The following is a 23,203-nucleotide window of genomic DNA, read 5'->3' as shown; positions in this document are numbered from 1 at the left end:
CGAAGGATCGAGGGGCCTTCAGGCGGAGCCGGGCTCAGGCCACGCGTCCGGGTCTTCGTCGACCTGCGCACGCGCCAGGATGCGTTTGCGCACGGCGTAGATGTTGTTCCGCAGCGCATACAGCTCATCCGCATACGACAGCGGAACAGCCACCTGGTTGACGCGGCGGTCCAGCGCATCGAGTTCCTTCAGAAGTGCGTCCGCATCGCCGCTCTGCGACTCGAGCCTGGCTTCCACATCGCGCAATCTCGCATACCAGCGAAACACACGCCGACGCACGCGAAACTGATAGAGCGGCGGCACGATGCGGCTCAAGGGCAGCATCAGCACCAGCAAGCCGCCGAGCACCAGCCACATCCTTTCGACGAGGTTGCTCGCCCAGAAAGGGAGATACCGTTGCCAGAAAGGCGGGGTGCCGTTGATGGCGCGATCGCCTTCGGGGCTCACCGGCAGTTCGCTGGTGCGGGTGTTCGGAAAATCGCGCGCGCGGTTGAACCAGCCCGATCCGCCATGCAGCGTTTGCGCACTCTGCGCGAAAAGCTGCCGGATGGCGGGGTGCGTCTCCTCGCGCGACAGCAGCGACGTCGTTGCGGCAAGCAGCGAAATGTCGTGCGACGGCAGATCGGCGGCCAGGTCGACCACGCCGCGCGGCAGCGTCACCGGCTGAAGAAAAGGAAAGCGGCGCGAATAGGCATCGCTCTGGGCAAAGTCCATCAACTGGATGTCGGGCGCGCGCAGCAGCCGCTGCACGAGCGGCGATTGCGGCGCCGATGCCAGCACGATGACGTCGAGCAGGCCGGCCTGCAGCGCCTCCGTGGCGGGCGTCTGCTCCAAGTTGGACAACTCGAGCTTGGCCGGGTCCATGTGATTGGCGCGGAACATCCTGTCCATGATCTCCGGCACGCCGCTCCCCGGCTTGTCGACGTTGATGCGCAGATCCTGAAACTGGGTGAGCGACGTCAGGGTTGCCGTCTTGCGATCGATGCCGCGTGCCGCGTCGGTGCGATAGAAGAACCAGAGCGGCTCGAAGAACAGGCTTCCGAGCGAGGTCAGGCCGGCCTCCTCGTCCTTCACCGGGTCGGCGCTGCCGCCACGGACGAAAGCCACGTCGGCTTCACCGCTGCGAAGCAGTTGCAGATTGTCGAAAGAGCCGTCGGTCGGCTTCTGCACCACCTCGATGCCATTGGTCTTGAGTGCCGCCGCATACCGCTTGCCGAACCCGGCGTAGGCGCTGCCGGATGGCCCGGTTGCAAGCGTCACCGTCTTCGGCGGTTGCGGCTGAAGCCACCAATACGCCGCGACCAGCAGGCCAATGACGAGGAAGACGACCGGTCCGGCCGACGCGAGCAGGTCGCGGATGGAGAGGAGGAAGAGTCGAATGGGTTGGGGCATGCGCGGGCGTGGGAGAGACTCGGGACGGGGGCGTGCCATTTGCGGCAGCGGCATTTTCAGTTGATTCGGGCCGGTGCTGGTTACAAAGCGCTTGCACAGGCATGTCCGGCATAGCACTTCGGTCGGACCAGGAGGCCATCGCCTCATCCGCATGGACGATTGATGGGAAAGCAGGCTGCACGTCCAATACGTGCACCATGAATCACCTCCAGACTCGTTTGCTTTTTGCGGGCAGGATGCTCACGGCAGTCCTTGGGATCTCGCTGCTCTTGCTGATCGTCGGGCGCGAACTGTTTCCGATCATTTCACCGGCGAAGTTTCTTCTATGTGCAGGGGTGGGCGCGCTGCTGTTGATTGCGGTGGTTCATTTCCAGCCTGGCACGCGCGGCTGCAGAAACTTGCTTCAACCCAGGTCCGCAGCGCAAGGAAAGTGATGCTCGCCGATGCGCACGGCCTGTGCCGCTCGCACAGCGCGCACCGTCGCTAGCGCCACGACTTCGGCCGCCATCGCGCTCAACACTGTCATGCCCGGCGCGTCGCCCTCCAGCGACACGCGCCCCGTCGCAAGCGCGAACAAGGTGTCGCCGTCACTCATCGTGTGTACCGGGTTGATGGCGCGTGCGAGGCCGTCGTGCGCCACGGTGGCGAGTCGGTTGGCCTGCACCTTCGTAAGCACCGCATCGGTCGCGATCACGCCCAGTGTGGTGTTGGTGCCTGCGAGCAGCGGCTTGGGAAATTCGCCGCGAAGCAGGGCGCGACGCGTGTCCAGCAGCGCGGTGCCGTCTTCGGTGCGCGCGCCGGCCACCACTTGCGCTGTATCGGGGTCGATCACATCACCGAGTGCGTTGCAGGCGATCAGCGCGCCGACAGTGACTCCGTTGACCGTGACCGAGGCGGTGCCGACGCCGCCTTTCATCGCGCGATGTATGCCAAACAGCTTGCCGACGAGCGCTCCGCTGCCGGCACCGACGTTGCCCTCCGCAGGCGCTGCGGCGGAGGCCGCTTCGCACGCCGCGTAACCCGCGGCCGCGTCGGGCCGGATGCGCGCGTCGCCGACGGGAAGGTCGAACAGCACCGCGGCAGGCACGATCGGCAGCGTGCCGTAGCGCACGTCGAGCCCCACGCCGCGCTCTTCGAGCCAGCGCATCGCACCGTCTGCGGCGGCCAGCCCCCAGGCGCTGCCGCCGGCGAGCATCACGGCATGAATCTGCTGAACGAGGTTGGCAGGCGCGAGCAGGTCCGTCTCGCGGGTTCCGGGCGCGGCGCCACGCACGTCAACGCCGGCGACCGCGCCGTCGCGCGCAAGAATGACCGTGCAGCCTGTCGGCCGGCGTGGATCGGTGAAATGGCCGACTTCGATGCCGGCGACATCGGTGATGGCGGTGATGGCGCCCGCGCCGGGCACTGATGAGATAGGGAAATCGCGCATCGGACGATTATGGTTGCTCATTGCCTGTTTGGCAGGCAACTCAGCCAGGAGCCGCATGGGGCGGTCGTTTGCGGATGGCAGTCCTTGCTCAACCCACAACGTTATCCACAGAAGTTCGGCGTAACTTGCCGCGATTTCCGCGAAATGCCACCATCCGGACATTGAAGTCACTCGAGGCCGACCCGTGGTCAACCCAACAAAGATTGCCGGACAGGGGCTGCGCATCGGCGACGCTGCCGCCCAGAGCGGCGTGAGCGCCGCCAACATCCGCTACTACGAAAAAGAAGGGCTCATCGAGCCCCAGGCGCGCAGCGACAACAGCTATCGCATCTACGGCGACGCCGATGTGCATCGCTTACGCTTTATCCGGCTGTGCCGCGCGATGGACATGTCGCTCGACGAAGTGCGCACCTTGCTTGCGCTCGACTTGCGCAGCAAGGCCGATTGCGAGGCCGCCTGCGTGGCGCTCGATGCGCATCTCGGCCACGTGCGCGAACGCCTGCGCGAGTTGCGCACGCTCGAAAAAGACCTGATTGCGTTGCGCGACTGCTGCGACGGCACCGATGCGCAATGCCACATCATCGAAACCCTGCATGCGCGAGCGGATCGGCAGCCGGCCGATGCGCCGCGTACTCGCACTGCCCGTCACGTGTAGTGCCGCACAGGGCTTGGCGGGCCTAGCGATTCCGGGCCGGTAGCGGCATGCCGTGCTCGCTCATCACGTCGCGAAGAATGGCCGGATCGTCGGTGATGATCCCGTCCACGCCCCAATCCATCAGCCGCGCCATGTCTGCGCGTTCGTTCACAGTCCACGGCAGCACCTGGAGGCCCAGCCCATGCGCTTCTTTCACGAGGGCGGCGGTGAGGCTGTTGAACGCGGGCGACCAGATCACTGGCCCCTTGGCGTCGCCGGCCGCCGCTTTCACCAGGCGAGGAACAGAGCCGAAGTCTTCGACCCGCAGGCCCGCGGTCCAGCGGCTGTCCTTGAGCGTGCTTGCGCTCGTGAGGTAGGCGCGCGGCATCTGTGGTGCCTGCTCGGCGACCAGCGCGAGCGTGCGCCAGTCGAAGCTCTGGATTGTCACGCGCTGCGCCATCCCTGCCTTGTCGATCTCGGCGAGCAAGGCGCGCACCATGCGGTCAGGCGGTGCGGTTTCTTCAGGGTGCGTCGGATCGACCTTGGTCTCGATGTTGAAGCGGATCTGGTCCGCTCCCATTTTCTGGACGCGCTCGAACAACGCGGCGAGTGTCGGAATGCGTTCGCTGTCGCGCGGCAGTTGCTTGCGGAAGAGCTTGGCGTAGTTGCTGTCAGGATTGATAAGCCCTACGTTGTAGGTCTGCAATTGCGCCAGCGTCAGCGTGCGCAAAGGCGGACCCTTCGAAGCGAGAAAGCGGCCTTGCACGTCTCGCGTGTGATCGGGGTTGAGCGCCACGTCGTGCGAGATCACGACAACGTCGTCAGCGGTAAGTCCGATGTCCAGTTCAAGCGTGTTTACGCCCAATGCGATCGCATTCAGGAAAGCGGAAAGCGTGTTCTCCGGCGCGAGCGCGCGTCCACCCCGGTGCGCCTGGAGGTCGATGGGCGGCTTCGCCTCTTGCGTGGTCGACGCGCAACCAGCAAGCAAAGAGCCCGCAACAAGCCACGGCAGGCAAGTTCGGACAAGTAGGTGCAGCGAGTCGATCATGCGATCTCCGTTGTCATTTGAGTTGCACGGTGATGCCGTCGTCCTGCACGGTGATGTCACCGATCTCGTAGGTCTTGCGCCCGACGGTCAGTTCCTCTGCGGTGAAGGTGCGCAACGGCTGGTCGCGCAGCAGTTCCTGGGCAACGACAGCGCCGATACGCTGAAGCCGCTCGGCATCGCGTCCGGTCACGCCCTGCAGTTCGATCCGATCGGCCTGCGGATTGTCCAGGCGCAATGCGCGCGCAGGTGCGTCGTACTTGAGTCCGCTGCTGACGGTGACGATGCCTTCGACCGTCGAAGGCCGCAGCAGGGGGCTGTTGATCATGAGCAGGGCCGTGATCGCAGCGCGATTTTCGCGGGCATCGAGGCCCAGTCGAGGATCACGCAAGCTGACGGTGAAGATCTCCGCATAGTGCTTCTGCACCGGAAAACGCTTGGCGATCTGCGCCTGGAGTTCGTCGCGGCTCGCGGTGTATTCGCTGGTGAAGAAGTTGAAGCCGGCCATCGCGGGGAAAGCGGCCGGAAAGGCGGCGGCGCCCAGCAGCGCCTGCAGCAAGAGACGTCGGGAACGGAGGGGAGAGCGGTTGCGCATACCGCTCCGAGCTTGCCATAACCGGCGGGTTCCCCGCCGTCCCTGGCCTCAGTCGCGCAGCGACGAAAGGAACTGTTTCAATTCGGCGGTCCGAGGATTGCCGAAGAGCTCGCCCGGCGGTCCCATCTCATGCACGCGGCCCTGGTGCATGAAGATGACCCGATCGCTGACCTTTCGCGCGAAGCTCATCTCGTGCGTCACCATCAAGAGCGTCATGCCTTCGACGGCGAGCGATTCGACGACCCGCAGCACTTCGCCTACAAGCTCTGGGTCAAGTGCGGATGTGATTTCGTCGCACAGCAGCACGGCAGGTTCCATGGCCAAGGCGCGTGCAATGGCGACCCGCTGCTGCTGGCCACCCGAGAGCTGGTCCGGCATGGCGTCGAACTTTTCCGCCAGGCCGACACGCGAGAGCAGCTTGCGCGCTTGCGACGCCGCCTCCGTCGTGCTGCGCTTCTTGACCAGCGTAGGTGCGAGCATCACGTTGCGCCCGACGGTCAGGTGCGGAAAGAGATTGAAGCTCTGGAAGATCATGCCCACGCGCTGTCGCAAGTCGCGCATCGCCATCGCGCTTTCGTGCAGCAGCGGCTTGTCATCGACTGTCAGGGAGCCTTCCTGGAACGCTTCGAGGCCGTTGATGCAACGCAGGAGCGTGCTCTTGCCCGATCCGCTCTTGCCGATGATGGCGATCACCTCGCCACGCCTGACTTCGAGATCGATGCCCTTGAGCACTTCATTGCTGCCATAGGACTTGCGCAATGCGGTAATGCGCACGACGGGCGCAGCGGACGACTCAACGGACTGTGCGAGTGCTTCAGCGACGGGCGCCATGGAATTTCCTCTCGAGGTTCTTGGCGCACAGGCTCACTGGAAAGCACAGCACGAAGTAGAGCAGGGCGACACAGCTGAACACGACGAAGGGCTTGAAAGTCGCATTCGAGATCATGCTTCCCGCCTTGGTGAGTTCGACGAAGCCAATGACGGATGCCAGCGCCGTGCCCTTGATCACCTGCACCAGGAAGCCGACTGTCGGCGCAATGGCGATGCGGACCGCCTGCGGCAGGATCACGTGGCGCATCTGCTCGGTGAAAACCAATGCGAGGCTGCCGGAAGCCTCCCACTGGCCTTTGGGAATCGACGCCACGCAGCCGCGCCAGATTTCGGTCAGGAAAGCGCTGGTGTAGAGCGTCAATGCCACTGATGCCGCAGTCCATGCGGAAACATCGATGCCGAAAAGTGCAATGCCGAAGTACGCAAGGAAGAGCTGCATCAGCAGCGGCGTGCCCTGGAAGACCTGCACGTACAGGCTGATCAATCGTTCGGCCACGCGTCCGCCGGAAAGCCGCCCGAAGAGCAGCAGCCCGCCGACCACGCCACCGCCGACGAAGGCGATCAGCGAGAGCACGACGGTCCAGCGCAACGCCATCAACAGATTGCGCAGGATGTCCCAAAGAGAGAAATCGCTCATGACTTCATCGTCCGAAGAAGTACTTGGGACCTGCCCAGTTGAGCAGCCGGCGAGCGCCGAGCGACAGCGCCAGATAAATCACGGTCGCGACGATGAAGGCCTCGAAAGCCCGGAAGTTGCGGCTCTGGATGAGGTTGGCCGCGTAGCTCAGTTCCTCCGTCGATATCTGGCTGCACACGGCGGACCCCAGCATGACGATGATGATCTGGCTCACCATCGCGGGCCACACCTTTTTCATCGCCGGCGGCAGCACGACGCGGGTGAAAACCTGCACCTTGTCGAGCGCGAGACTCACCGCCGCTTCAATCTGGCCGCGCGGCGTCGCTTCAATGCCCGCTCGGATGATCTCGGTCGCATAGGCGCCGAGGTTCATCACCATCGCGATGATCGATGCCACTTCCGGAGACAGCTTGAAACCCGCGGCCGGAAGCCCGAAGAAGATGAAGAAGAGCTGCACGATAAAGGGCGTATTGCGGATGAGCTCGACATAGCTGCCCACGACCCAGCGCAACCATGTCGGCCCGCTGGCCCTCGCCCATGCGCAGGCGACGCCGACCACCATCCCGATCACGGTGGCGACGGCGGTCAGTCCCAGTGTCCACAGCACGCCCCTGAGCAACAGGGGCCATTGGCCGAGGACGGCGCCGAAGTCGAAATCGATGCCCATTGGGCTGCGTCAGACTGGCAGGTCGCCGGCAGGGCGGCCCAGCCACTTCTTCGCCATGGCGTCGAGCGTTCCGTCCTTCTTCGCATTTGCCACGATTTCGTTCACCTTGGCCTTCAGTGCGTCCTCGCCCTTGGCGATGCCGATGAAACAGGGGCTGTCCTTCAGCAGCAGCTTGTATTCGGCAGCGAGCTGTGGGTTCTTTTGCATCATGTCGCCCGCGACGGCCGCGCTCGTGGCGATGGTCTGCGTCTGGCCTGCGACGAAAGCCGCGATGGTGGCGTTGTTGTCCTCGAAGCGCTTGTAGTCGACGTTCGAAGGCGCGACCTTGGCGAGCTCCTGATCCTCCATCGCGCCGCGCGTGACCGCCACGCTCTTGCCGCCCATGTCGGCAAAGCTCTTGATGTTCAAGCTTTTGGCGGCATAGACCGCTTGAAAGAACGGCGCGTATGCGGCGGAAAAGTCGATCACCTTCTCACGCTCGGCGTTCTTACCGAGCGTGGAGATCACCAGATCGGCCTTGCGAGTCTGCAGATAGGGGATGCGATTGGCACTTGTCACTGGCACCAGTTCGACCTTGACGCCAAGCTTGCTGGCGATGAGCTGCGCCACCTCGACGTCCAGCCCCTGCGGCGTCATGTTCTTGTCGACAGAGCCGTAGGGCGGGTAGTCCGTCGGCACTGCGATCTTGATGGTCTTGGCCTTCATGATGTGGTCGAGCGCGCTTTGGGCGTGCGCCGCACCGACGCCAAAGAGCGCGGCCGCGGCAAGGATCGACGCGAACTGGCGCTTGGAATACGTCATGGAATGGCTCCTGGAGAGGTCGGTGGAATTCATCCGCCGACCGTACGCAAGAGCTGTGCCGGATCAGTTCATCTGGTAGCGATGCTCGCTTGAAGTGATCGGAGGCGACGCTTGAATTCGGTGTTGACCACTGCGGCCAGAGCGCGCACTTCGGTCAAGGTGACGAAATGCTCGTCGTCGCGATACTTCTGTGCGAGTGCCGCCAGTCTGCGCAAGCATGTGTTGGCGCAGCGGGCTTCCCACAGTGCATTGATCTCACCGGTGATTTGAACGGTGAGGGCGGGATCGGGGTGGCGCGCGGGCGCGCAAGTAGGGTGTGCCATTGATACCTCTCTGACTGTGGTTACACCTACCGCACCCGCTGCTAAACGGGGGCGGCGGCTCGAACGGGTTAGCAGACCGGACAATCAGAGAAAACCGGCGAGCCTCGCGGCTCCCCACTCGAGCCGCCAAAAAATGAGGCACGAACGACGAAGCCGCAGAACTCTTGGTTCAACGCGGCTTCTGATCTCTTCTTGTTCGGGCTGCTAAACCCGATCACGCCCTTTTTCGACCTGACGCGGGAAAGTATAGCGATGGGCTCAGCCCTTGAGCGTCGCTTTGAGCGTGATCTCCGGAACGCTCGCAAGCGCCTTCGACAGCGGGCAACCTGCCTTCGCCCCAGCGGCAAGTTCCTGGAACTTGGCTTCGTCGAGACCCGGAACGCTGGCTTCGAGTTCGAGCTGGATGCGATCGATCTTGAACCCCGGGCCATCCTTGGCGAGGCGCACCGCGGCCTTCGTGTCGATCGAACTCGCGGTGAATCCGGCGCCCTCCAGCGCAAACGCGAAGGCCATCGTCAGGCAGCCGGCATGGGCGGCGCCCAGGATTTCTTCGGGATTGGTGCCGCGCTTGTCATCCTCGAAGCGGCTGGCGAATCCATAGGGATACGCCTTCAGCGCGCCCGTTTCGGTGCTGATCTGGCCCTTGCCGGTCTTGCCGGCGCCTTCCCAATGAACGCTTGCGTGCTTGTCTGCTGGCATGTGAACTCCTTGGCGGTGGTTGAAGGAAGCAAAACGATGCTGGACGAACCCGCCGTTGTACGACATATCGGCCGTTGAGTCTGTCAGCAATGGGAGTCGCCCATGTGACGCCTTCGGGGCTTCCCCGATGCAGGCGAGCCGCCTCGCGGCGTAGGCTCACGGGCTGTTTGGAGACTGTATGGACCGCCCGCATTACAAGTTCTGGCCGCAGCGCCTGCCTCGTTCGATCACCGTCCCTGCCACCTCGCTCTGGCACAACCTCAAGACCAACGCCGAGCGCTATCCGGACAAGCCTGCGCTCGTCTTTTTCGGCAGCGAGATCACCTACCGCGAATTCGCGGCCCAGGCCGAGCGCCTGGCCGGCACCTTGCACGCGCTGGGCGTGAAGCGCGGCGACCGCGTCGTCCTCGACATGCAGAACTGCCCGCAACTCGTGATCGCCCATTTCGCGATCCTGCGGGCGAACGCCGTCGTGGTGCCGGTCAATCCGATGAACCGCGCCGAGGAGCTGAAGCACTACATCACCGATCCGGACGCGAAAGTCGCTATCACCACCGGCGATCTCGCGCCCGAACTGGCCAAGGCAAGCAATGCGCTCGAAGCCAAGGACCGTCTGGCGCACATGATCGTCACGCAGTTCACCGATGTTTTCGATGCCGAGGTGACCGGCGACGAGGCGCCCGCGCCGGCCTGGCGCGACTGGCTGCTGACCCGCCACCCGCTGCCCATGCTGGAAGACGGCGACGTGATGGCATGGACCGATGCGATGAACGCCGGCCATCCCGCCCCGGAGCACGTGGTCGGCGCCAACGACATGGCCCTGCTGCCCTACACGAGCGGAACGACGGGCCTGCCCAAGGGCTGCATCCACAACCATTCGAGCCTGATGCACAACGCGTGTGCGGGCCAGCTCTGGGGCCTGGGTTCGATGGAGGCCATGGTGCTCGCCGTGGTGCCGATGTTCCACATCACCGGCGTGGTGAGCATGATGCACACGACCATCCTCTGCGGCGGCACGCTGGTCATCATGCCGCGCTGGGATCGTGACGTGGCTGGCCGGCTGATCTCGCGCCGCAAGGTCACCAGCTGGACCAACATCCCGACCATGGTCATCGACCTCATGGCCAGCCCGAACTTCGCCAACTACGACCTGAGCAGCCTGGTCTACATCGGCGGTGGCGGCGCGGCAATGCCGCAGGCCGTCGCGCAACGACTGCTGGAGCAGTTCGGCCTGAAGTACCAGGAAGGCTACGGCCTCACCGAGACCGCCGCGCCTTCGCACGCGAATCCGTTCGAGAACCCGAAGCAGCAATGCCTGGGCATTCCCTACATGAGCACCGATGCACGCGTGGTCGATCCCGACACGCTGCAGGAAATGCCGATCGGCGAATCGGGCGAGATCATCATCCACGGGCCTGAGGTGTTCCAGGGCTATTGGAAGCGGCCGGACGCCACGGCCGCGGCCTTCGTCGAATTCGAGGGCAAGCGGTTCTTCCGCTCCGGCGACATGGGCCGGATGGACGAGGACGGCTATTTCTTCATGACCGATCGCCTCAAGCGGATGATCAACGCGAGCGGCTTCAAGGTCTGGCCTGCCGAAGTCGAACTGCTGATGTTCCGCCACCCGGCGATCCAGGAAGCCTGCGTGATCGCGACCAAGGACGCCTATCGCGGTGAATCGGTCAAGGCAGTCGTCGTGCTGCGCCCGACGCACAAGGACACGACCGAGCAACAGATCATCGACTGGTGCCGAGAGAACATGGCGGTCTACAAGATCCCGCGCAGCGTGCAGTTCGTCGATGCATTGCCCAAGAGCGGCAGCGGCAAGGTGATGTGGCGGCTGCTGCAGGAGGCGGAGGGCAAATAGTGGACACGCCCTGGTCGAAGCAGGCTAGGACTTCGCCAGCATCTCGATCAGCCGAGCCAAGGCGACCGACGGCGTGCCATGCCACACCAGGTGCGTTCGATTCGCGCGCATGCGTTCGGGCAGCGCATGCTGGCGCACATCGGCCGTGGCGCGCAGCGCTTTGAGCACGGACACGGGAACAATCGCGAAGCCCGTGCCCGCAGCCACGCAGGCAATCATGGCCTGGTAGGAAGAAAACTCCAGCGAGCGCGATGGCGAAACGCCGCCCTTGCCGAGCCATTGTTCGAGCAGGCGGCGGTATGAACAGCCCTGCGCGAATGCGATCAGCGTCGCATTGGCAAGGTCGCCCGGGCGCGTCACCGAGCTCACGCTGCGCGCCGTGACGAGCACCAGTTCTTCATCGAACACGGGCAGGGTTTCGAGCCCCGCATCGGCGAAGGGCTCGGACACGAAGGCGGCCTCGATGTCGAAGGCCTTCACCCGCTTCAGCAAGGCGCCGGTGGTGCCGGTGACGAGCTCGACAACCACCCCCGGATAAAGCCTGTGAAAGCGCGACAGCACCGGCGCCAGCCGACTGCCGGCGGTGCTTTCGAGCGAGCCCAGCCTGAAGGTGCCGAGCGGGAGATCGCTGCGTAATTCGCTCTCCGCCTCATCGGCCAGGCGCAACAGGCGATCGGCATACGGCAGCAGCTTGTGCCCGGCCGGCGCCAGCGCAAGCGTGCGACCCTGCCGATGAAAGAGCTTGTGACCGAGCCGCTCCTCGAGTTGCTGGATGCGGGTCGTGACGTTCGACTGCACGCGATTGAGCTTGTCCGCTGCGCGGATCACTCCGCCTTCGGCCACGACGGTGCGAAAAATCTCCAACGAGTCGAGGTCGATCGTTCTCATGGCAAGAATGATTGTTCTGAATAATTCATTTGTGGATGCGGCACATTCTGCGTCTAATGACGACCCATGTCGAACCCCTCCATCGCCGCTTCCAGACCGCCTTCCCTTGTCGCGGTGTGCGCTGCCGGCATGCTGGCCTTGGCGATCGCCATGGGCATCGGCCGCTTCGCCTTCACGCCGATGCTGCCGCTGATGATCCGGGCGGGCAGTGTCGACGTGGGCGCCGGCGGCTGGCTTGCGGCGGCCAACTACGCGGGCTACTTGCTGGGCGCGCTCACGACGGCGCGGCTGCCGCTCACGCCGCAACGCATAGGGCTTTTGTCGCTTGCCGCGATCGTGCTGTCGACGGCGGCGATGGGCTGGAGCGGATCCGTCGCAGTCTGGCTTTTGCTGCGCTTCGTTGCGGGCGTGGCCAGCGCGTGGGCGCTCGTGAGCACCAGCGTCTGGTGCCTCGGCTGGCTGGCGCGGCTCGAGCGGCCGGCTGGCGCGGGTGTTCTTTACGCGGGCGTCGGCGTGGGCATCGCACTTGCCGGGCTGTATTGCTGGCGGGCGGGAATGGCGGGCGTCCTGGCCGAGAGCCTGTGGATTCAGCTGGGTGTGCTGGCGCTCGTCGGGCTGCTTATGGTCGCGGTGTTGATGCCTCGCGAGGCGCCAGGGCAGGGGGCGGCTTCGGGCGGCTCTGCAGCCGCGGCGCCATCGACGCCGGCCGTCGTGCCGTGGGGGCTGGTGGTGAGCTACGGCCTTCTCGGATTCGGCTACATCCTGCCGGCCACCTTTCTGCCGGTGCTCGCGCGCGCGGTGGTCGACGATCCTTCCGTTTTCGGCGCAGCCTGGCCCGTGTTCGGCGCGGCGGCGGCGCTGTCGACCGTGTTTGCCGGCGCAGTGCTGGGCGGTGTGCCCAGGCGGCGCGTGCTGGCCGGCAGCCATGTGCTGATGGCGCTCGGCTGCGTCTTGCCGGTGCTGCATCTGTCGGCGCTCACGGTGCTTGCGGCGGCGCTGCTGGTGGGTGGCACATTCATGGTGGCGACGATGGCAGGCATGCAGGAAGCAAAGGCAAGCAGTGCCGGAGACCCGACGCGGATGCTCGGGCGCATGACGGCCGCTTTCGCGATCGGGCAAATGGCCGGGCCGGTGCTGTCTTCCGTTCTGAGCGGCAAGGCCGAAGGCTTCGGCGGGCTTTTCATTGCGTTGGCGGTCGGCGCCGTGGCACTTCTGGGCAGTGCCGTGTGGCTGGCGCGCAAGCCTTCTCGTACCGTTTCACATATTGGTTGACAGGAATCCCTCACATGATTGAACAAGGCCATACACAGCCCTGGGCCGAGCGTTTGCCCATGCCAGCCGCGGAGTCCATGACGGACGCGCAGCTCGCCGCCGCGAAATCTTTGATCGACGGTCCGCGCAAGGGCGTGTTCGGTCCGTTCATCCCGCTGCTGCAGAGCCCGACGCTGATGGAGCGCATCGGCACGCTCGGCGAATACCTGCGCTTCGACAGCGCGATCGATGCTCGCTTGCGCGAGCTGGTGACCTGCGCGGTCGCGCGCCACGTGGGCAATCAGTTCGAATGGCTGCTGCACAGCACCTTGGCGGTCAAGGCCGGCGTCAGCGCCGAGGCCATCGAAGCCTTGCGTCTCGGCCGCCGCGCGACCCCGCTGGCCGAAGACGAACAGATCGCGCTCGACTTCACGCTCGAACTGCTGCAGAACAACGGCGCAAGCCAGCCCACGTATGCGGCGGCCGAGTCGCGATTCGGGCAGCGCACGGTGGTCGAGCTCAGTGCGCTGGTCGGCTACTTCGTCATGGTCTGCTGGGTCATGAACGTTGCGCACACGCCGGCCAAGCCGGCCGACGGCCAGCCGCCGCTGGAGGCGTACCCGCTTTAGGGCGCTGCGAAAGCACTGGTCGCCGCGTCGGCCGGGCATGGCGCGTGGTCAGGTTGGTGTCGAAGTCGGCAGGCACAATCGCGTCGCGCGCGGACAGGGTCCGTGAACCGACCCTTCCTATCGCTCATGCTCGACAAACGTTTCTTCCCGCGCCAGGCCGTCGCCTCCGGCGGCAACCGCTGGGACTGGGCACTCCTGCCCCTGGTGCTTGCCACGCTCTTCGCGCTGGCCTTCGGCGCCTCGCAGATGGCGCGCCCCTATGAACTGGGGCAGCCGCTGCCAATCAGCCTCGATCCGTGGATGCTGCCGTATTACCTGCTGCGCACGACGCTGCGGATGTTTCTCGCGCTGGGCGCATCGCTGGTGTTTGCCTGCGTCTTCGCAGTGCTGGCCAACCGCTATCGGGTGGCCGAAAAGATCCTCGTGCCGGTTTTGGACATCCTGCAGTCGATCCCGATCCTGGGCTTTCTGTCGATCACGGTCACCGGCTTCATCGCCTTGTTTCCGGGCAATCTGCTGGGCGTGGAATGTGCGGCGATATTTGCGATCTTCACTTCGCAAGCCTGGAACATGGCGTTCAGCCTGTACCAGTCGCTTCGCACGGTGCCTGCGGAGCTTCGAGAAGCGTCGGCGGTTTTCCAGCTTTCCGCGTGGCACCGCTTCTGGCGGCTCGAACTGCCTTTCGCGATGCCCGGACTGCTCTGGAACATGATGATGTCGATGTCCGGCGGCTGGTTCTTCGTGGTCGCTTCGGAGGCGATCTCGGTGTCGAACCAGAACATCAAGCTGCCGGGCGTTGGCTCCTACATTGCGATGGCCATCGAGGCACGCGACATCGGCGCGATCGGCTGGGCCATCGGCGGCATGCTGATCGGCATCACGCTGTACGACCAGCTCTTCTTTCGGCCCTTGATCGCGTGGGCCGACAAGTTCCGTTTCGAAGAAGGCAGTTCGGAAGATGCACCGCGCTCGTGGCTGCTCACGTGGGTGCGCCGCACGGATCGGCTCAAGCAGATGGTGGTCGGCGCGGCGAAGGTGCTCGAACGCTCGCTGGTGCTGTTTCGGCGCGATCACGACGGCACGTCCATCAAGGCGCGGCCGCGCATGGCGAACCCGGCCGTTGCGCGCGTGTGGGACGCGACGATCGCGGCGGCCGTGCTGCTTGCCATCGGCTGGCTCATGCGGTTCATCCATACCGAGGTCGGCTGGTCCGAAGTCGGCCACGTCTTCCTGCTGGGCTTCTACACGATGCTGCGCGTGCTGGTGCTGATCGCTCTGGCGGCAGTGGTGTGGGTGCCCATTGGCGTGTGGATCGGCATGAATCCCCGCTGGGCGGGGCGGCTGCAGGGCGTCGCGCAGTTCATGGCGGCCTTTCCGGCAAACCTGATGTTCCCGGTCGCGGTGCTGTTCATCGTGCGCTGGCAGCTCAATCCGAACATCTGGCTGGCGCCGCTGATGGTGCTCGGCACACAGTGGTATCTGCTCTTCAACGTGATCGCGGGTGCTTCGACCATCCCGACCGAACTGCGCTACGCCGCCGAGAATTTCGGCATCACCGGATGGCTCAAGTGGCGGCGCTACCTGCTGCCGGCAGTGTTCCCGAGCTTCGTCACCGGCGCCATCACGGCCAGCGGCGGCTCATGGAACGCCAGTATCGTGGCCGAATACGTGACCTGGGGCGACACCACGCTGCAGGCCGTCGGCTTGGGCAGCTACATCGCCCACATGACGGCCATCGGCGACTTTCCGCGCATTGCGCTGGGCATCGGCGTGATGTGCGTGTTCGTGATGGGCATGAACCACTTCGTCTGGCGGCGGCTCTATGAGCTGGCCGAGAACCGGATGCATTTCTGATCTCCAATGACTGCGAATGATCGTGTGAGGAATCCCCATGGCAGAAGCCATCGTTGAACTCAGGGGCGTCGGCAAGTCCTTCAAGCTGGCGGACGGCGCGGCGCGTTCGGTGCTGGAAGGCGTCGATTTCCGATTGGCCGAAGGCGAAATCGTCGCCTTGCTCGGACAGTCGGGCTCGGGCAAGTCGACGCTGCTGCGCATCATGGCCGGGTTGATCGGTGTGGATGCCGGGAGCGTGAACTACCGTGGGCAGCCCTTGTATGGCCCTGCGCGCGGCATCGCGATGGTGTTTCAGTCCTTCGCGCTGTTTCCGTGGCTCACGGTGCAGCAGAACGTCGAGTTGGGGCTGGAGGCGCGCGGTGTCGAGCCGGTGGAGCGCGCGCGCCGCGCAAGCGATGCGATCGAGCTGATCGGCCTGGCGGGTTTTGAGGGAGCGCTGCCGCGCGAGCTGTCGGGCGGCATGCGGCAACGCGTCGGCATCGCGCGCGCGCTGGTCGTCGAGCCCGAGGTGCTGCTGATGGACGAAGCCTTCTCCGCGCTGGATGTGCTGACCGGCGAGCGCCTGCGCGACGACATCCTTCAGCTCTGGGGCGGCGGCGAGATGCCGACCAAGGCCATGCTCATCGTCTCGCACAACATCGAGGAAGCCGTGCTGATGGCCGATCGCGTGCTGATCTTCGCGGCAGATCCGGGCCGCGTGCGCGCCGAACTCCCGATCCATCTTCCGCGTCCGCGCGATGTCGACAGCCTGGAGGTGAGGGCGCTCATCGACGAGGCCTACGCGCTCATGACCGCGGGGGCGCCGGTGGCCGGCCGTGCGGCCGAGGAGCCCGCGCGCCTGCACTTGGGCGAACGCTTGCCGGACGCCGATGTCGGCCGGATGGAAGCGTTGCTCGAAATGCTCGTCGAGGATGGACGGGATGGCCGGGCTGATCTTCCGCAACTCGCGGAAGAAGCCGAGCTCACCGACCACGACCTGCTGCCGCTGGCGCAGGCGCTGGCGCTCTTCGGCTTTGCGCAGCTCGCGGATGGCGATTTGCATCTGACCGAACTGGGCCGCCGCTACGTCGCCGGCACGCACACGCTTCGACAGCAGTTGCTGGGCCAACAATTGTTGGCGCATGTTCCGCTCGCAGCGCACATTCGCCACAGCCTGGAGCAGGCGCCTTCTGGCGAGCTGCCGCAGGAGCCGTTCCTTGAACTGCTGAAGGAAAGCCTGAACGAGTCCACCGCCGAGCGCGTCCTGCGCACCGCGATCGAATGGGGCCGCTATGGCGAGGTGTTCGAGTACGACTTGCGAACCGGCCTCATCCATCTGCCCGCAGGCGAAGACGAAGCGGCCGAAGCCGCGAGCAGCGGCGGCTAGGGCGTAGGGGCGGCTCGATAATGCGGGGCCCCGCGGCCACGCAGCCGCCTTCTTTCATCTACCGACTGTTCTCCTCATGAAGCGACTTTTCCTGCAAGGCGCGCTGGCCGCCTTGATGGCCACCGGCCTCGGCCTGGCTGCGCATGCGCAAACCCCGGTGCTGCGCGTTTCGGCGATCCCCGACGAGGCGCCGACCGAACTGCAACGCAAGTTCAAGCCGCTGGGCGATTACCTGCAGAAGGCCACCGGCATGACGGTGCAGTTCACTCCCGTGACCGACTACGCCGCGGTCGTCGAAGGCCTTGCCACCAACAAGATCGACTTGGCCTGGCTCGGCGGTTTCACCTTCGTGCAGGCCAAGCTGCGCACCGGCGGCGGAGCGCAGCCGATCGTGCAGCGCGCCGAGGACAAGGTCTTCACGAGCAAGTTCATCGTTCCGACGGACAGCAAGGCGAAGACCCTGGCCGATCTCAAGGGCGAAACCTTTGCATTCGGCGCACCGTCGTCCACATCGGGCAGCCTGATGCCTCGCTATTTCCTGATGCAGGCGGGCCTCAACCCCGAGAAGGACTTCAAGAGCGTCGCCTATTCAGGCGCACACGATGCGACGGTCGCTTTCGTTGCCGCGGGCCGCGCGCAGGCCGGCGTGCTCAATGCTTCCGTGTGGGACAAGCTGGTCGAGGAAAAGAATCCCAACGCCGGCAAGGTGCGCGTGCTGGCGACCACGCCGACGTTCTACGACTACAACTGGACCGTGCGCCCCGGGCTCGATCCGGCCGTCACCCAAAAGCTGGCCGACGCCTTCCTGGCGCTCGATGCGGCGAATCCGGCACACAAGGACATTCTTGCGCTGCAGCGCGCGAGCAAGTTCATTCCGACGCAGGCATCGAACTACGACGGCATCGAGGCGGCGGGCAAGTCAGCCGGCCTCATCAAGTAGGGCGGGGTCGGCCTTGACGCTGGATTTGCGCGACATCGGCCTGGTGCACCCCAATGGCCACCGTGCGCTGAAGCGCGCAACGCTGGCCATCGGGCGCGGCGAGTGCGTCGCCGTGATCGGTCCTTCGGGCGCGGGCAAGACCAGCCTGCTGCGCGTCGCGGGAACCTCGGTGCGCCCGAGCGAAGGCCACCTCGAAGTGCTGGGCCAGGCGCCATGGGCGTCGTCCGCCTCGGCATTGAAGGCCCTGCGAGCGCGCATCGGCTTGATTCACCAGACACCACCCATCCCACCGCGCCTGCGTGTGGTCAGTGCGGTGTTGGCAGGGCGACTGGGTGTGTGGTCCGGCTGGAAGGCCATCGCTTCGCTGGTGCGCCCCGCTGACGCAGCCGGTGCGCAGAACGTGCTGGAGCGGCTCGACCTCGGCGAGCGTGTGTTCGACCGATGCGATCGCTTGTCGGGCGGTCAATTGCAGCGCGTCGGCATTGCGCGCGTGCTCTATCAGGCGCCGGAACTCATCCTGGCCGACGAGCCGGTGTCGGCGCTCGATCCCGCGCTGGCAGATGCCGCCATTCGCGAACTCATCGCCCAGAGCGAGGCGACCGGCGCAGCGGTGGTGGCCTCGTTGCACGCTGTCGATCTCGCACTGAAGTGGTTCGGCCGCATCGTGGGCTTGCGCGATGGCGAAGTGCTGTTCGACGCGCCTGCGCCCGAGGTCACGCGCGCCATGCTGCAGGACCTGTATGCGCCCGAAGGCGGCGTGCTGCCGACGCACGGCCGCGAGCAGCCACTGACGGACGCGGACGCGCGGGCCCCGGCGATCATGTGCCGCTGAGCGCCATGCGTTTCGATTCTGCGCGTGACGCGAACTTGCGCGATCCCCTGGCGCGTGGACGCCTGACCGCCGTGCTGCTTGCGCTTGTCGTGCTGTGGCCAATGGCGTTGGTCGCGCAGTTCAATCCGCTTGCGTTGTTCGATCCGGCAAGCCTCGGGGTCATGGGCGGCTTTCTTGCAGGCTTCTTGCCGCCCTCGGCGGCGCCGGACTTCCTGGCGCTGCTGGCGAAGGCCACGCTCGAAACGCTCGCCATGGCCACCGCGGGCATTGCCTTGGCATTCGTCATTGCAGCGCCTCTGGCGTTCGCCATGACGCGATCGCTCTCCGTTTCGCGCATCGGCCCCGGGCCGGGACGATGGCGGGCGCAAGCGGTCCGCACGACCGCCAGCGGTGTGCTCGTCGTACTGCGTGCCATCCCCGAAGTAGTCTGGGCGCTGGTGCTGGTGCGCGCCTTCGGGCTCGGGCCGGCTGCTGGCGTGCTGGCACTGGCGATCACTTATGGCGGCATGCTCGGCAAGGTCTACGGCGAGATTCTTGAATCGGGGGACACGCGCCCTGCGCGCGCACTGCTCGAAGCGGGCAGCGGGCGCATCGCTGCGCTTTGCTATGGGCTGATGCCCGGCGCGGCACAGGAACTGGTGTCATACACCGTATACCGCTGGGAATGCGCGGTGCGGGCATCGGTTGTGATGGGCTTTGTCGGCGCCGGCGGTCTGGGCCAACTCATGGACCAGTCGATGAAGATGTTGAACGGCGGCGAAGCCAGCAGCATCTTGATCGTCTTCCTTTTGCTGGTGCTGCTGGCCGACGGCCTGAGTGCGATGTTGCGCAAGGTGCTCGCATGACACCGCGCGCACCGAGGCCGTGCGTGGCATGCATCGCGATCGGTATGGGCGTGCTTGCCGCCGTCATTGCGAGCTTTGCCAATCTGGCGATCGACTTCCGGGCACTTTTCACGCGCGAATCGGCGACATCGATGGCGAAGTTCGTCGCCGAATTTTTTCCGCCGGACGTTTCCTCGGGGTTCCTGGCAAAGACGGCCTGGGGCGCACTTCAGACGCTCGCGATATCGGCGCTAGGCACTCTGCTGGCATTCGTCTCCGGTGCGTTGCTGGCACTGCCGGCTTCGGGCCGATTCGGCACCGTCGCAAAGCAGGGCGCTCGTTTCGTGCTGAACCTGCTGCGCAGCGTGCCCGAACTCGTGTGGGCGGCGCTGATGGTGTTGCTGGCCGGACTTGGTCCTTTCGCGGGCGTGCTTGCGCTGGCACTGCACACCACCGGCGTGTTCGGGCGCCTGTTCGGCGAAGCGCTCGAAAACGCGCCCACCGCGCCTGAACGTGCCCTGCGGGAAGCCGGTAGCGGCGCGGCAGCCGCCTTCGCCTATGGCGGCCTGCCGCTGGTGTGGCCGCAGTGGCTTGCCTACACGCTCTATCGCTGGGAAATGAACATCCGTATGGCGTCTGTGCTCGGCTTCGTGGGTGCGGGCGGACTCGGGCAGATGCTGTACTTCCATCTGTCCCTCTTCCAGCAGGCGCAAGCCGCGACGGTGATGGGGGCCATGTTCGTGCTGGTCTTCATCGTCGATGGTGCAAGCAGCCGGCTGCGGCGCGAGCTCGTTCCGGCCTACGCCTGAAGGCGATCGGCTTCCAGCGCGAGCACGGCATCGGCGACGGCCTCGATGCCCGCGTCCGAAAGATCGCTTGATTCGACCCGGGCGCGTTCGGGCCATGCCGTGAAGTGGCGGGCCTGCGAGCGTGCATAGTGCGGGTCGTAGTGCAGCGCCATCAGCTCGGCGAACAACGGCGACAGCTCGCCAGCGCGCGCCCAGGCTTGCCAGCGTTGCACCGTCTCCTTGCCCTGCAACTCCTTCAGCATGCCGAGCTGGTTCGCGAGTGCCTCGGCGTTGTCGCCGAGATAAGCGTAGTCGCGCAGCAGGTAGGCGAGGCGCGCTTCGGGCGTCGCGGCGATCTCGATACATGGGCTCTCGCGCATTCGCGCCACCATCGGCAAGGGCAGTGCGATGCGCCCGATGCGCGGGCTTTCGCCTTCCACGTACAGCGGGCGATCGAGGTCGACCGATTCGAGCACCTGCGCGATGCGCGTCTCGAAATGCTTCTGAGAAGGTTGAGGGACGCCGGGCAGGGCGCCAAGCAAGGATCCCTTGTGCCTTGCGAAATCTTCCAGGTCGAGCACCTGCGCGCCGCGCCGCGCCAGCGCCTGCAGGACGCGCGTCTTGGCGCTGCCCGTTGCGCCGCAAAGAATGCGCAGCGGCAGCCGCGGGCAGAGCGATTCGAGTTGTTCGAGCACGTGATGGCGAAAGCTCTTGTAGCCGCCGGCAAGTTGCTGGGCATCCCAGCCCACGAGCCGCAGCCAGGTCACCATGGACCCACTTCGCAGCCCGCCGCGCCAGCAATACACGAGCGGCTTCCAGTTGGCGGGGCGGTCCGCGAAGCGCTCGCGCAGATGCTTGGCAAGATTGACTGCCACCATCGCACCGCCAACACGACGTGCCTCGAACGCGCCTTGCTGCTTGTAGAGCGTACCGACAATGCGCCGCTCCTCGTCGTCCAGCACGGGGCAGTTGATGGCACCGGGAATGTGGTCGAGCGCGAATTCGGCCGGCGAGCGCGCGTCGATGAGCGTGTCGAACGCGTGACGATCGGTGACCCGAACAGGAGGACGTTGCATGACCCGTTCAGTGCCCACGGGAGGCGCGGGTCTGCGCGGCTGGCAAAATGCCGACCCAAACCGGCAGTCTCAAATTCTTCATCATGGAACCGATCGCTCTCACTAGGTTTTCGCACGGCGGCGGTTGCGGCTGCAAGATCGCTCCCGGCCTTCTGGCCGAGATTCTGGCACGCGCCCCGCAGGGCATCGTGCCGCCCGAACTGCTCGTGGGCATCGAGACCAGCGACGACGCGGCCGTCTATCGGCTCAACGCGACGCAGGCGCTGGTCGCCACCACCGACTTCTTCACGCCGATCGTCGACGACCCGTACGACTTCGGCCGCATTGCCGCGACGAATGCGCTGTCGGACGTGTATGCGATGGGCGGCACGCCGATCATGGCGCTGGCGCTGGTCGGCATGCCCATCGACAAGCTGCCGCCCGAAGTGATCGGGCGCGTGCTCGAAGGCGGCGCCAGCGTTTGTCGGGAAGCCGGCATTCCGATTGCGGGCGGCCACAGCATCGACGTGCTGGAACCGATCTACGGGCTCGTCGGCCTGGGGCTGGTTCATCCCGATCGCGTGCGCCGCAATTCGGACGCCAGGGCCGGCGACGTGCTCGTCCTCGGCAAGCCGCTGGGGGTGGGCATCCTGTCTGCGGCGCTCAAGAAGGGGCTGCTCGATGACGCGGGCTACGAACAGATGCTGCGCTATACGACACAACTGAACCGCGTGGGCGTCGAATTGGCCGCCATGGACTGCGTGCACGCGATGACCGACGTCACAGGTTTCGGCCTTGCGGGCCACCTGCTCGAGATCTGCCGTGGTGCGAAGCTGGCGGCGCGCGTGCAACTCGGCGCCCTGCCGATCATCGAGTCCGCGGCCAGGTTCGCCAAAGAAGGCATCGTGACGGGCGCGTCGGGCAGGAACTGGATCGGCTATGGTTCGCAAGTCGAATGGCCGAATTCAGCCGCTTCGTGGCAGCATTCGCTGGTTGCCGATCCGCAGACCAGCGGCGGGCTGTTGGTGAGCGTCGGGGCGGACGATGTCGACGCCGTCGTGGCGGTGTTCCGCGCAGCGGGTTTCGAGCATGTCGCGCCGATCGGTGCACTCCGGCAAGGCGATGGCGAATCGGCGCCCCGCCTTGAATTCACAGCATAAGAATGAGTATCGAGGAGCCTATGAATCGTCGTGCCAGCGCAGTGGGGGCAAGTCTTCTGATTGCCTTGTCGTCATCCGCGGTTTGCGCGCAAGAGCCGGAGGCCGACGAGTTTTCCGGCAAACCCTATTGGGAGGCGCTGATCGGCCCGTTTGCGGTGCACTGGAGCAACAGCGACGAGCACAAGAACGTCTACCTACTGGGCATCGAGCGAGCCCAGGCGAACGGATTCATCTGGGGGTTTTCCGCGTTCAGCAATTCGTTCGGGCAACCCTCGGCCTATGCCTACTACGGCTATCGCTGGGACAACCTTTTCGGCTACTCCAAACTCTACGCGAAGCTCAGCGGCGGGATCATCTACGGCTACAAGGGCAAGTACGAGGACAAGGTGCCCTTCAACCACGACGGCTTCGGCCTCGGGATCATTCCTGCGATCGGCTACCGGCTGACACCCAAGGATGCCGTTCAGGTTGGCGCGCTCGGGACGGCCGGTCTGATCTTCACGTACAACCGCCGGTTCTGACGCTCGACAAAATCCCCTATAATTCGAGGCTTCGCAAAATGCGAACAAACGCGGCGAACAAACGCGGCGAACAATGCGGCGAACAATGCGGGAATAGCTCAGTTGGTAGAGCGCAACCTTGCCAAGGTTGAGGTCGAGAGTTCGAGACTCTTTTCCCGCTCCAATTCTTAAAAAA

The 23,203-nt window shown here is 65.1% G+C and carries 24 protein-coding genes and 1 tRNA gene; 13 read left to right on the top strand and 12 right to left on the bottom strand.

The genetic code is table 11. The features are described from left to right. Positions 1-18: 18 nt before the first annotated feature. A complete protein-coding gene (locus AC1DEK_RS19675) occupies positions 19-1,392 on the bottom strand; it encodes a TAXI family TRAP transporter solute-binding subunit (RefSeq protein ID WP_478126950.1) in 1,374 nt (457 codons plus the stop codon). Between the two features lie 403 nt (positions 1,393-1,795). Further along, positions 1,796-2,821, bottom strand: a complete 1,026-nt coding sequence (locus AC1DEK_RS19670; RefSeq protein WP_478126949.1) for a P1 family peptidase — start codon at positions 2,819-2,821, stop codon at positions 1,796-1,798. 184 nt (positions 2,822-3,005) lie between these two features. On the opposite strand from AC1DEK_RS19670, the gene AC1DEK_RS19665 reads away from it, so the two are divergent. Continuing rightward, a complete protein-coding gene (locus tag AC1DEK_RS19665) occupies positions 3,006-3,476 on the top strand; it encodes a Cd(II)/Pb(II)-responsive transcriptional regulator (RefSeq protein ID WP_478126948.1) in 471 nt (156 codons plus the stop codon). A gap of 22 nt (positions 3,477-3,498) precedes the next feature. Here AC1DEK_RS19665 and AC1DEK_RS19660 read toward each other — a convergent pair whose 3' ends face one another. From AC1DEK_RS19660 to AC1DEK_RS19625, 8 genes are all read right to left on the bottom strand, one after another. Further along, positions 3,499-4,503 carry a glycerophosphodiester phosphodiesterase gene (locus AC1DEK_RS19660; RefSeq protein WP_478126947.1) on the bottom strand — a complete coding sequence of 335 codons (1,005 nt, stop codon included), beginning with the start codon at positions 4,501-4,503 and terminating at the stop codon, positions 3,499-3,501. 13 nt (positions 4,504-4,516) lie between these two features. Further along, the gene (locus AC1DEK_RS19655; RefSeq protein ID WP_478126946.1) at positions 4,517-5,095 is read right to left on the bottom strand and encodes a DUF1439 domain-containing protein; all 579 of its coding nucleotides are present in this window, start codon (positions 5,093-5,095) and stop codon (positions 4,517-4,519) included. Between the two features lie 48 nt (positions 5,096-5,143). Further along, positions 5,144-5,926 carry an amino acid ABC transporter ATP-binding protein gene (locus tag AC1DEK_RS19650; RefSeq protein WP_478126945.1) on the bottom strand — a complete coding sequence of 261 codons (783 nt, stop codon included), beginning with the start codon at positions 5,924-5,926 and terminating at the stop codon, positions 5,144-5,146. Continuing rightward, the gene (locus tag AC1DEK_RS19645; protein ID WP_478126944.1) at positions 5,910-6,563 is read right to left on the bottom strand and encodes an amino acid ABC transporter permease; all 654 of its coding nucleotides are present in this window, start codon (positions 6,561-6,563) and stop codon (positions 5,910-5,912) included. The genes AC1DEK_RS19650 and AC1DEK_RS19645 overlap by 17 nt, the downstream gene beginning before the upstream one ends. Before the next feature lie 4 nt (positions 6,564-6,567). After that, complete coding sequence (locus AC1DEK_RS19640; RefSeq protein WP_478126943.1) at positions 6,568-7,230, bottom strand: amino acid ABC transporter permease; 663 nt, start codon at positions 7,228-7,230, stop codon at positions 6,568-6,570. A gap of 9 nt (positions 7,231-7,239) precedes the next feature. After that, entirely contained in the window at positions 7,240-8,031 is a 792-nt protein-coding gene (locus AC1DEK_RS19635) for a transporter substrate-binding domain-containing protein (RefSeq protein WP_478126942.1), read from the bottom strand. A 68-nt stretch (positions 8,032-8,099) separates the two neighbouring features. Next, positions 8,100-8,354 carry a hypothetical protein gene (locus AC1DEK_RS19630; RefSeq protein WP_478126941.1) on the bottom strand — a complete coding sequence of 85 codons (255 nt, stop codon included), beginning with the start codon at positions 8,352-8,354 and terminating at the stop codon, positions 8,100-8,102. Positions 8,355-8,612: 258 nt separating this feature from the next. Beyond that, positions 8,613-9,053, bottom strand: coding sequence for an OsmC family protein (locus AC1DEK_RS19625; protein ID WP_478126940.1), 441 nt, complete (start codon positions 9,051-9,053; stop codon positions 8,613-8,615). A 178-nt stretch (positions 9,054-9,231) separates the two neighbouring features. Between AC1DEK_RS19625 and AC1DEK_RS19620 the strand changes: the two genes are divergently transcribed. Next, the gene (locus AC1DEK_RS19620) at positions 9,232-10,920 is read left to right on the top strand and encodes a long-chain fatty acid--CoA ligase (RefSeq protein WP_478126939.1); all 1,689 of its coding nucleotides are present in this window, start codon (positions 9,232-9,234) and stop codon (positions 10,918-10,920) included. A 24-nt stretch (positions 10,921-10,944) separates the two neighbouring features. Here the strand turns inward: AC1DEK_RS19620 and AC1DEK_RS19615 are convergent, their stop codons facing one another. After that, positions 10,945-11,808 (bottom strand): LysR family transcriptional regulator, encoded by an 864-nt coding sequence (locus tag AC1DEK_RS19615; protein ID WP_478126938.1) that lies wholly within the window; start codon positions 11,806-11,808, stop codon positions 10,945-10,947. Positions 11,809-11,874: 66 nt separating this feature from the next. On the opposite strand from AC1DEK_RS19615, the gene AC1DEK_RS19610 reads away from it, so the two are divergent. The 8 genes from AC1DEK_RS19610 to phnE all read left to right on the top strand — a co-directional run bounded on the left by AC1DEK_RS19610 (position 11,875) and on the right by phnE (position 20,313). Further along, the gene (locus AC1DEK_RS19610; protein WP_478126937.1) at positions 11,875-13,080 is read left to right on the top strand and encodes a YbfB/YjiJ family MFS transporter; all 1,206 of its coding nucleotides are present in this window, start codon (positions 11,875-11,877) and stop codon (positions 13,078-13,080) included. 14 nt (positions 13,081-13,094) lie between these two features. Further along, positions 13,095-13,688 (top strand): carboxymuconolactone decarboxylase family protein, encoded by a 594-nt coding sequence (locus AC1DEK_RS19605; protein ID WP_478126936.1) that lies wholly within the window; start codon positions 13,095-13,097, stop codon positions 13,686-13,688. A gap of 126 nt (positions 13,689-13,814) precedes the next feature. Next, positions 13,815-15,542: an ABC transporter permease gene (locus AC1DEK_RS19600; RefSeq protein WP_478127086.1), complete on the top strand. Its 1,728-nt coding sequence runs from the start codon at positions 13,815-13,817 to the stop codon at positions 15,540-15,542. Positions 15,543-15,579: 37 nt separating this feature from the next. Next, positions 15,580-16,908, top strand: a complete 1,329-nt coding sequence (locus AC1DEK_RS19595) for an ABC transporter ATP-binding protein (protein ID WP_478126935.1) — start codon at positions 15,580-15,582, stop codon at positions 16,906-16,908. A 76-nt stretch (positions 16,909-16,984) separates the two neighbouring features. Further along, positions 16,985-17,848, top strand: coding sequence for a putative selenate ABC transporter substrate-binding protein (locus AC1DEK_RS19590; RefSeq protein ID WP_478126934.1), 864 nt, complete (start codon positions 16,985-16,987; stop codon positions 17,846-17,848). A 13-nt stretch (positions 17,849-17,861) separates the two neighbouring features. Then, complete coding sequence (locus AC1DEK_RS19585; RefSeq protein WP_478126933.1) at positions 17,862-18,680, top strand: phosphonate ABC transporter ATP-binding protein; 819 nt, start codon at positions 17,862-17,864, stop codon at positions 18,678-18,680. Positions 18,681-18,685: 5 nt separating this feature from the next. Beyond that, on the top strand, positions 18,686-19,525 hold the full coding sequence (locus tag AC1DEK_RS19580; protein WP_478126932.1) for a PhnE/PtxC family ABC transporter permease: 840 nt from the start codon (positions 18,686-18,688) through the stop codon (positions 19,523-19,525). Further along, on the top strand, positions 19,522-20,313 hold the full coding sequence (gene phnE, locus AC1DEK_RS19575; RefSeq protein ID WP_478126931.1) for a phosphonate ABC transporter, permease protein PhnE: 792 nt from the start codon (positions 19,522-19,524) through the stop codon (positions 20,311-20,313). Before AC1DEK_RS19580 ends, phnE begins: the two co-directional genes overlap by 4 nt. Here phnE and mnmH read toward each other — a convergent pair. After that, entirely contained in the window at positions 20,304-21,368 is a 1,065-nt protein-coding gene (gene mnmH / locus AC1DEK_RS19570) for a tRNA 2-selenouridine(34) synthase MnmH (RefSeq protein ID WP_478126930.1), read from the bottom strand. The two genes, phnE and mnmH, sit on opposite strands and share 10 nt — an antisense overlap. Positions 21,369-21,415: 47 nt before the next feature. Between mnmH and selD the strand changes: the two genes are divergently transcribed. From selD to AC1DEK_RS19555, 3 genes are all read left to right on the top strand, one after another. Beyond that, positions 21,416-22,507: a selenide, water dikinase SelD gene (selD, locus tag AC1DEK_RS19565; RefSeq protein ID WP_478126929.1), complete on the top strand. Its 1,092-nt coding sequence runs from the start codon at positions 21,416-21,418 to the stop codon at positions 22,505-22,507. A gap of 20 nt (positions 22,508-22,527) precedes the next feature. Next, positions 22,528-23,028, top strand: a complete 501-nt coding sequence (locus AC1DEK_RS19560) for an ABC transporter ATP-binding protein (RefSeq protein ID WP_478126928.1) — start codon at positions 22,528-22,530, stop codon at positions 23,026-23,028. 87 nt (positions 23,029-23,115) lie between these two features. Continuing rightward, a tRNA-Gly gene (locus AC1DEK_RS19555) sits at positions 23,116-23,191 on the top strand. The last annotated feature ends 12 nt before the right edge of the window (positions 23,192-23,203 follow it).

This window comes from Variovorax sp. 10N420 (assembly GCF_056394705.1).
This window is presented reverse-complemented; position numbering and strand designations above follow the sequence as displayed.

Excerpts from the sequence above, each read along its gene's own strand:
- AC1DEK_RS19675 (WP_478126950.1), bottom strand. The coding sequence starts at position 1,392 with ATGCCCCAACCCATTCGACTCTTCCTCCTCTCCATCCGCGACCTGCTC.
- AC1DEK_RS19670 (WP_478126949.1), bottom strand. The coding sequence starts at position 2,821 with ATGCGCGATTTCCCTATCTCATCAGTGCCCGGCGCGGGCGCCATCACC.
- AC1DEK_RS19660 (WP_478126947.1), bottom strand. The coding sequence starts at position 4,503 with ATGATCGACTCGCTGCACCTACTTGTCCGAACTTGCCTGCCGTGGCTT.
- AC1DEK_RS19655 (WP_478126946.1), bottom strand. The coding sequence starts at position 5,095 with ATGCGCAACCGCTCTCCCCTCCGTTCCCGACGTCTCTTGCTGCAGGCG.
- AC1DEK_RS19650 (WP_478126945.1), bottom strand. The coding sequence starts at position 5,926 with ATGGCGCCCGTCGCTGAAGCACTCGCACAGTCCGTTGAGTCGTCCGCT.
- AC1DEK_RS19645 (WP_478126944.1), bottom strand. The coding sequence starts at position 6,563 with ATGAGCGATTTCTCTCTTTGGGACATCCTGCGCAATCTGTTGATGGCG.
- AC1DEK_RS19640 (WP_478126943.1), bottom strand. The coding sequence starts at position 7,230 with ATGGGCATCGATTTCGACTTCGGCGCCGTCCTCGGCCAATGGCCCCTG.
- AC1DEK_RS19635 (WP_478126942.1), bottom strand. The coding sequence starts at position 8,031 with ATGACGTATTCCAAGCGCCAGTTCGCGTCGATCCTTGCCGCGGCCGCG.
- AC1DEK_RS19630 (WP_478126941.1), bottom strand. The coding sequence starts at position 8,354 with ATGGCACACCCTACTTGCGCGCCCGCGCGCCACCCCGATCCCGCCCTC.
- AC1DEK_RS19625 (WP_478126940.1), bottom strand. The coding sequence starts at position 9,053 with ATGCCAGCAGACAAGCACGCAAGCGTTCATTGGGAAGGCGCCGGCAAG.
- AC1DEK_RS19620 (WP_478126939.1), top strand. The coding sequence starts at position 9,232 with ATGGACCGCCCGCATTACAAGTTCTGGCCGCAGCGCCTGCCTCGTTCG.
- AC1DEK_RS19615 (WP_478126938.1), bottom strand. The coding sequence starts at position 11,808 with ATGAGAACGATCGACCTCGACTCGTTGGAGATTTTTCGCACCGTCGTG.
- AC1DEK_RS19610 (WP_478126937.1), top strand. The coding sequence starts at position 11,875 with ATGTCGAACCCCTCCATCGCCGCTTCCAGACCGCCTTCCCTTGTCGCG.
- AC1DEK_RS19605 (WP_478126936.1), top strand. The coding sequence starts at position 13,095 with ATGATTGAACAAGGCCATACACAGCCCTGGGCCGAGCGTTTGCCCATG.
- AC1DEK_RS19600 (WP_478127086.1), top strand. The coding sequence starts at position 13,815 with ATGCTCGACAAACGTTTCTTCCCGCGCCAGGCCGTCGCCTCCGGCGGC.
- AC1DEK_RS19595 (WP_478126935.1), top strand. The coding sequence starts at position 15,580 with ATGGCAGAAGCCATCGTTGAACTCAGGGGCGTCGGCAAGTCCTTCAAG.
- AC1DEK_RS19590 (WP_478126934.1), top strand. The coding sequence starts at position 16,985 with ATGAAGCGACTTTTCCTGCAAGGCGCGCTGGCCGCCTTGATGGCCACC.
- AC1DEK_RS19580 (WP_478126932.1), top strand. The coding sequence starts at position 18,686 with ATGCGTTTCGATTCTGCGCGTGACGCGAACTTGCGCGATCCCCTGGCG.
- phnE (WP_478126931.1), top strand. The coding sequence starts at position 19,522 with ATGACACCGCGCGCACCGAGGCCGTGCGTGGCATGCATCGCGATCGGT.
- mnmH (WP_478126930.1), bottom strand. The coding sequence starts at position 21,368 with ATGCAACGTCCTCCTGTTCGGGTCACCGATCGTCACGCGTTCGACACG.
- selD (WP_478126929.1), top strand. The coding sequence starts at position 21,416 with ATGCCGACCCAAACCGGCAGTCTCAAATTCTTCATCATGGAACCGATC.
- AC1DEK_RS19560 (WP_478126928.1), top strand. The coding sequence starts at position 22,528 with ATGAATCGTCGTGCCAGCGCAGTGGGGGCAAGTCTTCTGATTGCCTTG.